Source organism: Lactococcus sp. KTH0-1S, assembly GCF_052544945.1.
In genome coordinates this window covers 1,854,930-1,869,963 of record NZ_CP195165.1, presented here as the reverse complement: position 1 = coordinate 1,869,963, position 15,034 = coordinate 1,854,930, and the positions used below count along the sequence as shown (strand labels likewise).

The 15,034-nt window shown below is 35.7% G+C and carries 12 protein-coding genes; 9 read left to right on the top strand and 3 right to left on the bottom strand.

Features of this window, described 5'->3' with window-relative positions:
- Positions 1–111 precede the first annotated feature (111 nt).
- The 5 genes from pflA to yjeM all read left to right on the top strand — a co-directional run bounded on the left by pflA (position 112) and on the right by yjeM (position 5,928).
- Positions 112–906: a pyruvate formate-lyase-activating protein gene (gene pflA / locus ACRYLU_RS08985; RefSeq protein ID WP_038601896.1), complete on the top strand. Its 795-nt coding sequence runs from the start codon at positions 112–114 to the stop codon at positions 904–906.
- Positions 907–1,110: 204 nt separating this feature from the next.
- On the top strand, positions 1,111–2,055 hold the full coding sequence (locus ACRYLU_RS08980) for a manganese-dependent inorganic pyrophosphatase (protein WP_029344360.1): 945 nt from the start codon (positions 1,111–1,113) through the stop codon (positions 2,053–2,055).
- Positions 2,055–2,852, top strand: a complete 798-nt coding sequence (locus tag ACRYLU_RS08975; RefSeq protein ID WP_058205213.1) for a DUF1803 domain-containing protein — start codon at positions 2,055–2,057, stop codon at positions 2,850–2,852. Before ACRYLU_RS08980 ends, ACRYLU_RS08975 begins: the two co-directional genes overlap by 1 nt.
- A gap of 28 nt (positions 2,853–2,880) precedes the next feature.
- Positions 2,881–4,122, top strand: coding sequence for a peptidase T (pepT, locus tag ACRYLU_RS08970; protein WP_003130321.1), 1,242 nt, complete (start codon positions 2,881–2,883; stop codon positions 4,120–4,122).
- 279 nt (positions 4,123–4,401) lie between these two features.
- Positions 4,402–5,928 (top strand): glutamate/gamma-aminobutyrate family transporter YjeM, encoded by a 1,527-nt coding sequence (gene yjeM / locus ACRYLU_RS08965; RefSeq protein WP_445080888.1) that lies wholly within the window; start codon positions 4,402–4,404, stop codon positions 5,926–5,928.
- Positions 5,929–5,963: 35 nt separating this feature from the next.
- Here yjeM and recQ read toward each other — a convergent pair whose 3' ends face one another.
- Complete coding sequence (gene recQ, locus ACRYLU_RS08960) at positions 5,964–7,742, bottom strand: DNA helicase RecQ (RefSeq protein WP_195362546.1); 1,779 nt, start codon at positions 7,740–7,742, stop codon at positions 5,964–5,966.
- A 195-nt stretch (positions 7,743–7,937) separates the two neighbouring features.
- Between recQ and adhP the strand changes: the two genes are divergently transcribed.
- Complete coding sequence (gene adhP, locus ACRYLU_RS08955) at positions 7,938–8,960, top strand: alcohol dehydrogenase AdhP (RefSeq protein WP_445080887.1); 1,023 nt, start codon at positions 7,938–7,940, stop codon at positions 8,958–8,960.
- A gap of 20 nt (positions 8,961–8,980) precedes the next feature.
- Complete coding sequence (locus ACRYLU_RS08950) at positions 8,981–9,241, top strand: hypothetical protein (protein ID WP_017864931.1); 261 nt, start codon at positions 8,981–8,983, stop codon at positions 9,239–9,241.
- Between the two features lie 78 nt (positions 9,242–9,319).
- On the opposite strand, the gene ACRYLU_RS08945 is transcribed toward ACRYLU_RS08950, so the two are convergent.
- On the bottom strand, positions 9,320–10,771 hold the full coding sequence (locus ACRYLU_RS08945; protein WP_195362545.1) for a UDP-N-acetylmuramoyl-L-alanyl-D-glutamate--2,6-diaminopimelate ligase: 1,452 nt from the start codon (positions 10,769–10,771) through the stop codon (positions 9,320–9,322).
- 210 nt (positions 10,772–10,981) lie between these two features.
- Here ACRYLU_RS08945 and ACRYLU_RS08940 point away from each other — a divergent pair, with 210 nt between their 5' ends.
- Positions 10,982–12,655 (top strand): putative polysaccharide biosynthesis protein, encoded by a 1,674-nt coding sequence (locus tag ACRYLU_RS08940; protein ID WP_058205208.1) that lies wholly within the window; start codon positions 10,982–10,984, stop codon positions 12,653–12,655.
- Between the two features lie 68 nt (positions 12,656–12,723).
- Entirely contained in the window at positions 12,724–13,029 is a 306-nt protein-coding gene (locus ACRYLU_RS08935; protein WP_003130332.1) for an MGMT family protein, read from the top strand.
- Positions 13,030–13,082: 53 nt separating this feature from the next.
- On the opposite strand, the gene pepO is transcribed toward ACRYLU_RS08935, so the two are convergent.
- Positions 13,083–14,966, bottom strand: coding sequence for an endopeptidase PepO (gene pepO / locus ACRYLU_RS08930; RefSeq protein ID WP_445080886.1), 1,884 nt, complete (start codon positions 14,964–14,966; stop codon positions 13,083–13,085).
- Positions 14,967–15,034: the final 68 nt, after the last annotated feature.

The following is a 15,034-nucleotide window of genomic DNA, read 5'->3' as shown; positions in this document are numbered from 1 at the left end:
TTTATACTGACAGAGTCCTTATCTGTAACTTTTATTGACAGAATTTGATTTGATAAAATCAATGAATTGCGGTATGATAGGGGTGTGAAATAGTGTTTTGAATTGGAGAAGATGATGTCAGAGAATATAGATGAACTTAAAAAAGTTACTGGACTGATTCATTCAACTGAATCTTTTGGTTCTGTTGATGGCCCTGGGGTCCGTTTTATTATTTTCATGCAAGGCTGTCGGATGCGTTGCAAGTATTGTCACAACCCTGATACTTGGGCATTAAAGTCAGATAAAGCGACAGAGCGTACCGTAGAAGATGTCATGGATGAGGCACTTCGTTTTAGAGGGTTTTGGGGAGAGAAAGGTGGAATTACCGTTTCTGGTGGTGAGGCGCTCCTTCAAATTGACTTTGTATTAGCTCTTTTCAAATATGCAAAATCTCTCGGTATTCATACAACACTTGATACAGCGGCTCAACCATATTTAACTGATAAATATGTAACCGAAAAAATTGATGAATTGCTAGATTATACCGACTTAGTATTATTAGACATTAAAGAAATAAATCCAGAACGACACAAAGAATTGACAGCTAATAAAAACGATAATATTTTAGCTTTTGCACAGTATTTATCAGATCGTGGTAATGCAATGTGGGTTCGTCACGTTCTTGTTCCTGGTGAAAGTGATTTTGATGAAGATTTAGTTCAATTAGGTGAATTTGTAAAAACTTTAAAAAATGTCTTGAAATTTGAAATTTTACCTTACCATACAATGGGCGAATTTAAATGGCGTGAATTAGGTTGGAAATATCCGCTTGAAGGTGTGAAACCTCCAACAAAAGATCGCGTTTATAATGCTAAAGAAATCATGAATACAGAATCTTATCAAGATTACTTAGAACGTATAAGATAAAAAATAAAAATGAATTTGAAGTTATTCAGATTCATTTTTTTGTTACAAAATGAACACTCGGATAAAATCAGTCCTAAACGAAAATGAAAATGTGCTTAATCAGCCATTTTTTGGTATAATTTAAGGGATGATAACCCAAATAATTTTTAGTTAAAACTAGAAGTTTAAGTGGGAAATTAAAAATTTTTAAAATGAGGTAAAAAAATGTCTGATAAAATACTTGTTTTTGGTCATCAAAAACCTGATACTGACGCTATCGGCTCATCATATGGATTTTCATATTTGAGCAACCACCGTCCAAATGGTGCCCTTAACACTGAAGTAGTTGCCCTTGGAACTCCAAATGAAGAAACACAATTCGTATTGGATTACTTTGGCGTGAAAGCTCCACGTGTAGTAAAATCAGCAAAAGAAGAGGGTGTGGATACAGTAATTTTGACTGACCACAATGAGTTCCAACAATCAATTTCTGATATTGAAGACTTAACAATTTATGGTGTAGTTGACCATCACCGTGTGGCTAACTTTAATACAGCAGCTCCTTTGTTTATGACTGTTGAACCTGTTGGTTCTGCGTCATCAATTGTTTACCGTAAATTCCTTGAAGCAAATGTTGAAATCCCTAAAGAAGTTGCTGGACTTTTACTTTCAGGTTTGATTTCAGATACTTTGCTTTTGAAATCACCAACGACGCATGTAACAGACCATAAAGTTGCTAAAGAACTTGCTGAAATTGCTGGTGTTAACCTTGAAGAATATGGACTTGCAATGCTCAAAGCTGGAACAAATTTATCAACTAAAACAGCAGAAGAATTGATTGATATTGATGCAAAAACTTTTGAATTGAATGGTTCAAATGTTCGTATTGCACAAGTTAATACAGTTGATATTCCAGAAGTTTTAGAACGTCTTTCAGATATTAAAGCAGCTATTAATGCTTCAATGACAGTAAATGGATACGATGACTTTGTCTTTATGATTACTGACATTGTTAACTCAAACTCTGAAATCATTGCGTTGGGTGCACATCCAGAAAAATCAGAAGCAGCTTTCAACTTTACCCTTGCAGATGACCACGCCTTCCTTGCTGGCGCTGTTTCACGTAAAAAACAAGTTGTTCCACAATTGACTGAAAGCTTCAATAAATAATGACTATTAAAATCTATAATGAAAATCGGCTGACAAGTCAGCCCTTTTTTAAAGATTTGATAGAATATTTAGCACAACATGATGAAGTCATGCTCAGACAGATTCATAAAGATTTTGCTGACGTAAAAAATATTGACCGGCAAATTGACTCATTTATTGCTGCTGGGTTAATCTTACGTTCTGATAAACGTTATTCGCTGGGATTTCATGTTTTTAATGACAGTGAGTTTGATTGGGAAACTTTAAAAGACAAAATTGCTGAACCGCAGGAAAACATCTACGAAGCTCCAATTTTTATTGAAAAGGAGTCACGGATTGAAAAGCTATTATCCCAAAGTATGCTTTATCAATCTTTGACTAATCAAACGAATCAAGTTATCTTGAATTTCATGACATCTTTTTCTTACAAAGAATATCCACAGAATACTGAAATTCCACAATCACTTGCCAATTATTTTGATAAAGTAGCCAAAAATTTACCTTTAACTCCGCTTGAAACAGAGGTTTATCAAATGATTGGCGATGTTGACCCAGAATATGCGCTTAAGTATATGACCACTTTTCTTTTGAAATTTATGCGTAAAGAAGTTGTCAAATCTAAACCGGATATTTTTGTCAATGTGCTGGAGAAATATAAGTATATTGAAAAAATTTCGGAAAAAGAATACAAATGTCTTTTGAAATTTTCAGAACAAGTGATTCCAGAGCAGAAATATGCTGATGCTAAATCTTTCATTATTGCTCAAATTCAACAAACCACAGCTATTGAGCCATTCATCTCACTTGGAGACAATTAGGCTATTAGAATAAATTTAAGGAGAACAAATGAAGTACGAAAAACTGTTACCACGTTTTCTTGAATATGTTAAAGTAAATACACGTTCAGATGAAAACAGCACAACAACACCTTCAACTCAAGCGCTCGTAGAATTTGCCCACAAAATGGGTGAAGATATGAAAGCCCTTGGTCTCAAAGATGTTCATTATCTTGAATCAAATGGTTATGTTATTGGTACAATTCCTGCAAATACAGATAAAAAAGTACGCAAAATTGGACTTTTAGCTCACTTGGATACCGCTGATTTCAATGCAGAGGGTGTTAACCCACAAATTTTGGAAAATTATGATGGTGAATCTGTGATTAAACTTGGTGATACTGAGTTTACACTTGATCCAAAAGATTTCCCAAATCTTAAAAACTACAAAGGGCAAACTTTAGTTCATACTGACGGAACAACTTTGCTTGGTTCAGATGATAAATCTGGTGTAGCTGAAATCATGACTTTAGCCGACTATCTTTTGAATATTAATCCTGATTTTGAACACGGTGAAATTCGTGTTGGATTTGGTCCTGATGAAGAAATTGGTGTAGGTGCTGATAAATTTGACGTAGCTGACTTTGATGTTGACTTTGCTTACACTGTAGATGGTGGACCACTTGGAGAACTTCAATATGAAACTTTCTCAGCAGCTGGTGCAGTGATTGAGTTCCAAGGTAAAAATGTTCACCCAGGGACAGCAAAAAATACAATGGTTAATGCATTGCAATTAGCAATTGACTACCACAATGCACTTCCAGAATTTGACCGTCCTGAAAAAACCGAAGGCCGTGAAGGTTTCTTCCATCTTTTGAAACTTGATGGTACACCAGAAGAAGCAAGAGCTCAATATATCATTCGTGACCATGAAGAAGGTAAATTCAACGAACGTAAAGCTTTGATGCAAGAGATTGCAGATAAAATGAATGCTGAACTTGGTCAAAACCGTGTGAAACCAGTTATTAAAGACCAATACTACAACATGGCTCAAATCATTGAAAAAGATATGTCAATTATTGATATTGCTAAAAAAGCAATGGAAAATCTTGATATTGTCCCAATTATTGAACCAATCCGTGGTGGAACTGATGGGTCTAAAATTTCATTTATGGGACTTCCAACACCAAACCTTTTTGCAGGTGGTGAAAACATGCACGGACGTTTTGAATTTGTTTCTGTACAAACAATGGAAAAAGCAGTAGATACTTTGCTTGAAATCATTCGTTTGAACAATGAAGTAGTAAAATAAAAGAAAAAGAGAGAGTAATTAGTTTTTAAGCTCGATAATAAAAGAACAAGTCGCCCAAGAAGGTTTTTGATTAAAAATCTTCATGAGCGGCTTGCTTTGCGCTTATCTTATAATTTTCAGACTAATTGCTACTTTTCGATAACTTTCTGCTACTGTATAAAATATTATTCTGTTTCTAAATATTTTACTGACAACTTTGTTAGTAAAATTGAGCTATTATTCAAGACTTTAAAAATAAAATTGACTGATGATAAGTCAATAAATGTAAAAGGAAAGATTATGTCACAAAACACAAAAGGTAAACTCTCACTCGTAGGACTCTCGTTGATGATATTTACGACAGTCTTTGGTTTTGGGAATATCCCTGTCGCTTTCTACCAAATGGGCTACGGCGCCATTCCTTGGTATATTATTGGAGCCCTGCTCTTTTTCCTCCCTTTTGCCTTTATGGTAACGGAAATGGGTTCAGCATTTAAAGATGAAAAAGGAGGAATTTATTCATGGATGAGTGAGGCGGTTAACCCAACCTTCGCCTTCGTTGGAACATTCATGTGGTATGCTTCTTATGTTATCTGGATGGTAAGTGTTGCCAATAAAATTTTGATTCCAATGGTCAATTTGATTTTTGGTAACTCAACACACACCCCTTCATTACTTTGGATTTCAATTGCAGCTGTAATTTGGATGGCATTGATTACCTTTATGGTTTCAAAAGGTGTGGAAACAATTAAAAAATTCACCTCTATTGCGGGGGTTGCCGTCCTTTCACTCAATGTTATTTTAATTCTTGGTGCTGTCCTTGTACTTGTTGTTAATGGTCATCCAGCAACACCAATTAATCTTGCTGCTTTTACTTCGTCTCCTAATCCAACTTTTGATGGTAGTATTGTTGCCTTTATTGCCTTTCTTGTTTTTGCCATTTTTGCTTATGGTGGGGTTGAATCAATTGCTGGTTTAGTTGACCAAACTCACGAGCCTGAGAAAAACTTCCCACGAGGAATCATCACATCAGCACTTATTATTGCTGTGGGTTATGCTGTTGCTATTCTTAGTGTTGGTTTCTTCGTTGATTATTCACAATGGATTCCAGCCATTAAAGATGGATCAATGAACCTTGGGACTGTTCCTTACATGCTTTTGCAAAACCTTGGTGAAGCAGTTGGTCATGCACTTGGACTTTCTACTTCTGGAGCAGATATGCTTGGTGGTATTTTCGCCCGTTATATCGGTCTTTCTATGCTGCTTGCTTACATGGGCGCTTTCTTTACCTTGACTTATAGTCCAATCAAACAGTTGATTACTGGTACACCAGAAAAACTTTGGCCTGGTAAATTAGGAAAACTTGATGAAGAAGGAATGCCAAAATTTGCAATGTGGATCCAATTTGCAATTGTTACCTTAATTATTGTTTTGAATTTCTTGACTTCACAAGGTGGAGCAAGTCAATTCTTCCTCATTTTGACTTATATGGCTAATGTTTCTATGACTTTGCCTTATCTCTTCATTGTTATTGCTTTCTGGTACTTCAAGAAGAATAAAAATATTGCTAAACCAATTGAATTCTTTAAATCAAATTTTGTTGTGAACTTCTTGACAATTTTGGTCTTGGTTGTTGTTGGTGGGGCTAACTTCTTCACAATTATTCAACCAATTGTGAATTATGTTCAATTACCAGCTGTTGACCAAACTGGTAAAGCATTATCTGAAATGTTGACATCATTTATTTCAATGATTGGTGGGCCACTTATCTTTGGTGTAATTGCCTACTTCATGATGCGCAACTATAGAAAGAAAAATAACTTGTAATAAAATTATTTTAAAAAAATAAAAGCTGAGTTTGCTCAGCTTTTTTTATATTCAGATATTTTGTCGATAAAAAGTGTTCCATATTTTTCGAGTTTAACAGGTCCGACACCAGAAATTTGTAAAAATTGACTTGGACTATCTGGCAGAACTTGAGCCATTTCTTTAAGGGCACTATCAGAAAAAATCATGAAAGGAGGGACGCCTTCTTCCTTGGCTAGTTCAAGTCGAAGTGCACGAATACTTGCAAAACATTCTTCATCAAAATGATGAGAAATTTTTGTTTTCGATTCAATAATTAAGCTAGCTTTGCGATAAACTTTGATTTGTCCTTTGAGAACTTTTAATCCTTGGGCTGAAAGAAGGAGAAGTGGGAATTTACCTGATGTAATGTTTAAATAACCTTCAGCAGATAGAAAATCGATTAATTCACCTACGGTCTTTTGAGAATGGTTTTTCATAATTCCAAAAGTCGATAGAGATTCAAAATTCCATTTTGCAATATTTTTATTTTTAGAACCAATCAAAACTTGTGCTACGGCCGTCTTACCAAAACGTTCACCCATTCGGACGACACAAGATAGGACTTTTTGAGCATCAATTGTAATATCGAGAAGTTCTCTTTCATCAAGACAATTACTACATTTTTTACAATCTTCACCTTCATCACCAAAATATTGCAAGATATAGCGTTGCAAACAGGTTTCGGCACTTGTATATGCTTGCATTTGTCGAAGCTTTTCGTATTCATGTTCCTTGTGCGCTTCATCACCTTCACTTTGCTCAATCAAGAAATTACGAATTCGTAAATCATTTGGTGAAAAAAGGAGGATAGCATCAGATTCAAGCCCATCCCGTCCTGCTCGTCCAGCTTCTTGATAATAACTTTCAATTGTTGCGGGAAGGGCATAATGAATCACAAATCGAACATTTGGTTTATTGATTCCCATGCCAAAAGCATTAGTGGCAACCATTATTGGCACTTCGTCAAAGAGAAAAAGTTCTTGATTCATTTGACGTTCCTGTTCACTCAGTCCAGCATGGTAACGAACGGCTTTGAAATGATTATGGTTGAGCCATTCACAAATTTCTTCAACTTCTTTACGAGTGCTGGCATAGATAATTCCAGCAGCCTCACTTTCTTGATTTTTAAGATAATTTTTAAGAAAAGTTCTCTTATCCATCCCTTTGACTACTTCAAAACGTAAGTTTTCTCTAAGAAAACCGGTTTTAATAGTATGACTGGGGGAAATTGAAAGAAGTTTTTGAATATCATCTGCAACTTTTGGTGTCGCAGTGGCCGTAAGGGCTAAGACGGTAGGATTTGTTGGTAAATATTGGAGATGAGAGGCAAAATCGACATAACTGGGTCTGAAATCGTGCCCCCATTGTGAAATGCAGTGTGCTTCGTCTATGGCAACTAAATCAATTGGAAGTTTTTGTAAAAAGGCATTGAAATAGTCTAATGAAAAACGCTCTGGAGCTACAAAAAGAAGCTTGATTTCGCCATTTTCAACCTGTCGCATTCTTTGATAAGATTCGGAATCCTCTAAGGTAGAGTTAATAAATGTTGCTGGAATTCCGGCAATATTCAGCTGGTCGACTTGATCTTTCATCAAGCTAATAAGTGGGGAGATTACGAGAGTAAGCCCTGGTTGAATAAGAGCTGGTAACTGATAGCAGATTGATTTTCCAGCTCCTGTGGGTAAAATACCAAGAGTGGCCTGGCCCTCTAGGACTTGTTCGATAATTTGTTTTTGACCATTTCGGAAATTGTCATAACCAAAAATTTCTTTTAATTTAGCTTCTAAATTCATTCTTACTATATTATACGTAAAAGAAGAAGAAAAATCACAAATGACTCATAAAAATTGATAACGAATGGTTCAAAGATTACATTAAAAGAACCAAGATGTTTTTGTTACTTTAAATGATACAAAATGAAGTGAAAAGTGATATAATAAAACAAAAGAATGCGTTTACAAAACTTTATATATAGAGGAGACTTTCTTATGAAAGCAGCAGTAGTAAGACACAATCCAGATGGTTATGCGGACCTTGTTGAAAAGGAACTTCGAGCAATCAAACCTAATGAAGCTTTGCTTGATATGGAGTATTGTGGAGTCTGTCATACCGATTTGCACGTTGCAGCAGGTGATTATGGCAACAAAGCAGGGACTGTTCTTGGTCATGAAGGAATTGGAATTGTCAAAGAAATTGGAGCTGATGTAAGCTCGCTTCAAGTTGGTGATCGGGTTTCAGTGGCTTGGTTCTTTGAAGGATGTGGTCACTGTGAATACTGTGTATCTGGTAATGAAACTTTTTGTCGAGAAGTTAAAAATGCAGGATATTCAGCTGATGGCGGAATGTCTGAAGAAGCGATTGTTGTTGCCGATTATGCTGTCAAAGTTCCAGACGGACTTGACCCAATTGAAGCTAGCTCAATTACTTGTGCTGGAGTAACAACTTACAAAGCAATCAAAGTATCAGGAGTAGAACCTGGTGATTGGCAAGTAATTTTTGGTGCTGGAGGACTTGGAAATTTAGCAATTCAATATGCTAAAAATGTTTTTGGAGCAAAAGTAATTGCTGTTGATATTAATCAAGATAAATTAAATTTAGCTAAAAAAATTGGAGCTGATGTGATTATCAATTCTGGTGATGTAAATCCAGTTGATGCAATTAAAAAAATAACTGGCGGCTTAGGAGCACAAAGTGCAATAGTTTGTGCTGTTGCAAGGATTGCTTTTGAACAAGCGGTTGCTTCTTTGAAACCTATGGGCAAAATGGTTGCTGTGGCACTTCCCAATACTGAGATGACTTTATCAGTTCCAACAGTTGTTTTTGATGGAGTGGAGGTTGCAGGTTCACTTGTCGGAACAAGACTTGACTTGGCAGAAGCATTTCAATTTGGAGCAGAAGGTAAGGTAAAACCAATTGTTGCGACACGCAAACTGGAAGAAATCAATGATATTATTGATGAAATGAAGGCAGGAAAAATTGAAGGCCGAATGGTCATTGATTTTACTAAATAAATATAAAAGAGGCGATGCAGATGAATTCGAAAAATTTGGTCAATTATTCAAGTGATGAATTTAACAATCTTTCGCAATTTCAACAAGAAGAAATTACAAACAATTTTAAAGAAGCTATTTTGTACAAAATGAAAGAAAAAAATTTGCATATTGATGAGGTAAGTGAAAAAGCTGGCTATTCTTCACGGAATCTTTCAGCATTACTTTATTCGGATACTGTAAGTTATGAAACTCATGCGGAATTACAAAGAATTCTTGCTGTTGTTAATTCTTTTGCCTAGTCAGAAGAAAAAGAAAAAACGACTCCTATTGAGTCGTTTTTTTATGATTAATTTACTGACAGAATTTTTGTCAGTAAATTAGAGATATTTTTGAGCAGCAGCTGTATCTCCAATATAAGGTTGACGTTTTCCGTCTTTTAATTGGAACATATCCGTCCCTTTTCCGGCGATAATCACAGCATCGTCAGTACTTTTAGTTTTACTGACAGCTTTTTTTATTGCCAATTCACGGTCAAGTTCAAAATCAAGCCTGCGACTGACAAAAGAAGCAATCTCGTCAGCAATTATTTTAGGGTCTTCTCGATTTGAATCATCAGTAGTTAAAATGACATCAAGTCGCGGATGTTTTTCAATCACTTGTCCGAAATCTTTCCGGCGACTTTCGCCTTTATTTCCGGTTGAACCAAGGACTAGAACAAGCTGACCAGCATGGTGTTCTTCAACAACTTCAACAAGATTTTCTAATGACAGGCCGTTGTGAGCATAATCAATATAGATGTGAGCACCATTTTTGGCAGTAAGAAGTTCCATGCGTCCTGGAACAACAGCAAGAGCTAAACCGTCATGGATATTTTCTAATGAAGCACCTAAAGCTTTAGTTGCTAATGCTGTAGCTAAGGCATTTTCTTGGTTGAAGCGTCCTAATAAGCGAATGTCAAATGCTCCACTGACAGAACCGTCAGTAACAAAATGAAGTCCTTTTGATTCAATAATTTTATTTTCAGAATCAGCACCATAGAAAGCATGTGGAATTTTACGTTCCTTAAGTTCCTCTTTAATGATGGCAAAGTGATTCATTTCGGAATTAGCAACAAAATAACGTGAATTTTTGAGAAGTTGACGTTTGCAGTAAAAATAATCTTCAAGCGTTGGATGTTCAACTGGGCCAATGTGGTCAGGAGAAATGTTTAAGAAAACCCCAACATCAAATGTTAAACCGTAAACCCGTTCTGTTTTGTAAGCTTGGCTTGAAACTTCCATGACCAAATGTGTCATTCCATTTGTAGCCGCTTTTGCCATCATTTCCAGTAAATCAAGACTTTCAGGAGTTGTCAATTCTGATTTAAAATAATTTTTTCCATCCAAAGTTGTTTGGGCAGTAGATAAAAGTGCAGTTTTGCCACCGTTCATTTTGTCAAGAATTGCTTTAGCAAAATAAGCAGAAGTGGTTTTTCCTTTTGTACCAGTCAAAGCTAAGGTTTTGAGTTTATTTTGTGGAAAATCATAAAACGTTGCAGCGATTAGAGCCATTGCTCGTTTAACATCAGTGACAATAATTGCTGGAAGAGCTACTTCATAATCAAATTCTGAAACATAAAAAGCAGCTTCTAAGTTTGTTAAATATTCTTTTTTAAAATTCAAACCCTTGGCAAAGAAAAGGGTATTTTCTGTTGATTTTCGTGAATCATAAGAGAGTTGGTCAAAGTTTACTTCCTTTGCCCAGTTGAAATAATATTCGCCAGCAGAAGAAATCTCACGGAAATTATTATCTTTTTTTAGTATTTCTATAACTTGTTCAAGCCTAATCATGTGAGGAATGCCTATTTATCGCTAAATTCGCGATACCTTTCTAAAACAAGGAAACTAAGGAAAAAAATCCCATTACACTATATTATAGCACAAGCCAAGAGCTGGTGCATGTCCCATTTGTTTATAGATGGTAATAGATGACATCGTGAATTAATGATCTAAAACCATTCTTTTATTGTCAAAATACAGAACTTAGGGTAAAATGGAACAATGGAAGATTCAGAAAAAATAATGAATACAGGTCAGCAGTCACCAAAAACGGCTGCAAAATCAAAAGATCAGATGCTCTCTGGTGCTGCTTGGCGGACTGGTGCGGACATGATTGGGAAAATACTAGGGGTAATTTATATTATTCCTTGGTATGCTTGGATGGGGCGTTTTGGTAATGAGGCCAACTCCCTCTTTAGTATGGGTTATAATATCTATGCTCTTTTCCTATTGATTTCAACGGTGGGGATTCCGGCGGCAATTGCGCGTGAAGTGGCTCGCTATAATACATTAGATGACCCTAACATGGCTTACCGGCTCGTTCGGCAAATGCTCGGCGTGATGCTGGTTCTTGGAATTGTTGCGTCAGGGCTCATGTTCTTTCTTGCAGGTCCACTCTCAGCCCTTGTTGGCGGTAAGGATAGCGCAGATTTAATTCCAGTCATGAAAAGTTTAGCATTGGCTGTCTTGATTTTCCCATCGATGTCAGTTATTCGAGGATATTTCCAAGGTCTGAATCAGGTGAAAGCTTATGCGATGAGTCAGCTTTTGGAACAAATTGTTCGGGTCATTTGGATGCTAGCAGCAACTTTTGCTATCATGAAGTTAGGTTCGCACAATTGGCAAAATGCCGTGACACAATCTACTTTGGCTGCTTTTATTGGGATGTTAGGTTCCTATGCTGTATTATTCTATTACTTACAGAAATCAGGAAATCTTAATAAATTAATTAATCCTGGTCCTGTAAAATCTAAAATTAATGCTTTAGAAATTTTTAGATCAACATTACACACAGCCATTCCATTTATTGTCATTGGTTCAGCTATTCAAATTTTTAAAATTATTGATAACTCAACCTTTATGAATATGATGCCTTGGGTAACAAACTATAGTCATAATGAATTGCTTGTTCTGATGAGTTATTTCTCAGCAAATACTGATAAATTAACGATGGTCTTGTTGGGTGTCGCATTGACGCTTGGTTCTGTTTCAGACCCTCTGATTACAGAGCATTATGTTCAAGGAAATCGGCGTGAACTTGCAACGTTAGTAGGTTATAATTTCCAATTATACGTTGGTTTTATGCTTCCGGCCGTGATTGGAATGTCACTATTGACTAAACCGATTTACACAATTTTCTACCAAATTCCTTCTGGATTACAAAGTAGTTTGTTTGTCTTTGCTATTTTACAAACTTTCTTGTTAGGACTTTATATGATCGTCTATCCTCCACTGACAGTAATGGACCATAAACGTTTGGCGATGCGAATTTTCATTCTGACTCTTGTCATTAAATTAGTTTTGCAAGTTCCAATGATACTTATTTTCCATACTTATGGACCTTTACTTGCAACGACTGTTTCATTCTTAGTTGGTGTTTTCTTATTCATTAGAAAACTACATGAGTTAACTCATTTTTCAATTAAGAATACTGTTCGCGGAATTCAAGGAGCAACTTTACTGACAGGATTTATGGCTATTGTGGTTATTATCGTCGAAATCATTTTAGGTTTTATTTTCGGTAAGAGCCCAGGTCGAATTGCCTCAGTATTTATTGCTGCCATTGCCGGAGGTGCAGGTTTTTATACTTATCTCTGGTTTGCTGCTAAACTTGGACTTCTAGAAAAATGGTTTGGTCCAAGAGGTTTGTCACTTCGTCGAAAATTACATATCTAATAAAAAATAAGTCTGTCAGTAAAAAAGTTACTGACAGACTTATTAATAAGAGTTAAAAAGGATAATAAATGGCAGAAATTACCGAAAATACAAAAAAGATTTTAGAAGTTATTCTAAATTTAAAAGAGGGGCAGGTCATGAGTTATCGAGATGTGGGAGCTTTAGCTGGATTGCCAAATGGTGCGCGTCAGGTTTCGAGAATTCTACATTCAATGTCCAAAAAATATGAACTGCCATGGTGGCGTGTAGTCCGTTCTGACAGAACAATTGGATTGCCAGAGCCTGCTAAAAGTGAGCAAATGGAACTTCTAAAAAAAGAGGGAATTTCTTTTACAGCTCAAGGGAAAATAATTATTGAAGATGAATTGCTCTAATAAATAAAAAGTACTTCTATATTTTAGAAGTACTTTTTGTATTCAATTAATTATTACCAAATTTTAAGACGATTTTCTGGTGCACGATACATCTTATCAGTTTCTTTAACATCAAAAGTTTCGTAAAATTCTTCGAGATTTGTTGGAGGAATATTGGCACGAAGTTTAGCGGGTGCATGAACATCCATTGACAAAAGCATTTGTTGGAATTCTTTACTTGCTTTCATGCGCCAAATCTTAGCCCACTGACTAAAGAAAGCTTTCAAATCAACGTCTTTCTCATCTTTAGCTGCTGTCAGTGCCGCTGTAATTCCTCCTTGGTCAGCAATATTTTCTGACACAATGAGTTTTCCGTTTGCTGGACCAGCTTCGGTTTCTACACCGTCAAAGAGTGCAATCATTTCTTTTTGCTTTTCTTCAAAAGCTTCATAATCTTTATCTAACCACCATTTGTTCAAATTTCCTTCTTTATCGAATTGGGCACCATTGTTATCAAAAGCATGAGAAATTTCATGAGCAATGACAGCGCCGATTCCACCATAATTTTGTGATGAAGATTGTTCAAGAGAGTAAAAAGGAGCTTGCAAAATTGCTGCTGGAAAAACAATTGTATTACTATCAGGACTATAATAAGCATTGACCATATGAGCAGGCATATGCCAGCTTGTTTTATCAACATCTTCTGAGAATTTTTCAAAAGTTCGAGCAGTCAAAATTTCATCGAATTTAAGGGCATCTTCATAGAGAGAGCCAGAAGTTGTTTTTAAACGACTATAAATTTCAGGCAATTTATCTGGGAAACCAATGAAAGGAGTAATAGCATCCAATTTTTCAATGGCTTTTTCAGCTGTTTCTTGACTGAGCCACTCATTTTTAGACAAACGTGCTTGGTAAACTTTAATCATTGCAGTGACCATCCGTTTGACATCGGCCTTAGCAGCTTCACCAAAATATTTTTTACCATAGAATAAACCAATCACTTGGCTAAAATAAGACTCAGTCAAATCAAGTTGATGTTTTTCTTGACTTCTTGCTTCTTGAACATTTGAAAGGAAACGTCCGTAAGCTCCACCAAGAATTCTAAGGTCTTCATTGAAGAAAGAAGTAGCGCCACGTGCAATTTTAGTCAGCATCCAAGCTTTAATGAGTGACCAATTTTCTTCATTGATAAGTAAATCAAATGATTCATAAAAACGATCTTCGTAAACAATGACTTTATCAGGTTCAGTTTTTACTAAATCTTTAATTAAAGATTTTAAATCCAGATTTTTAACTTTACTGACAAAGCTGTCAGTAGAAATTGGATGATAAAGTTCAGCATATTTTGCCCACTCTTCAGAAGTATTTGCTGACGGAACTAAAAGAGCATCGAATTTAAGGGCAGACTTTGCAATCTCTTCTGCATTTTCAACATCAAATGTCTTTAAAATTTCGCTTGTATTTTTAGCCCAAAAATCAAGTAATTCTTTTTTTCTAGGGTGTTCATCATTATAATAAGTGGTATCAGGTAAAATCAAGCCCGGGCCAGAGAATCCAAGAGAATAGTGAATAGCATCTTTCATATCAGGTTCAACACTAAAAGAAAATGGAAGAGGAGCCTGTGAATGGAAAACGAGTTGAGTCAAATTATTTTTAAAATCTTCAAAAGTATTTAAAGTTTCAACTTTAGCAAGTTCATTTTTTACGGCAGAAAAATCCGCTTTTTCTCTCGCTTGCCAATCTCCTGCTTTATTATAAAATTTGATTGCTTCAAGCAATTCTGGATTATCAGTAGGTAGGTTTTGTGATAAATCAGCTAAATCTTTAGCCAAATTTTTCTCATTTTTTAGTACTAATTCATCAAAAGCTGAAATTCTTGGTTTGTCAGCAGGAATTTCTGCATTTTCTAACCATTCAGCATTAACAGTAGCGAATAAATCATCTTGAATCCTTGTCATATCGACCTCCTATTATGGATATTTTTTATATTATATCACACTTACAAAAAAGCGCTGACGAATTCCAT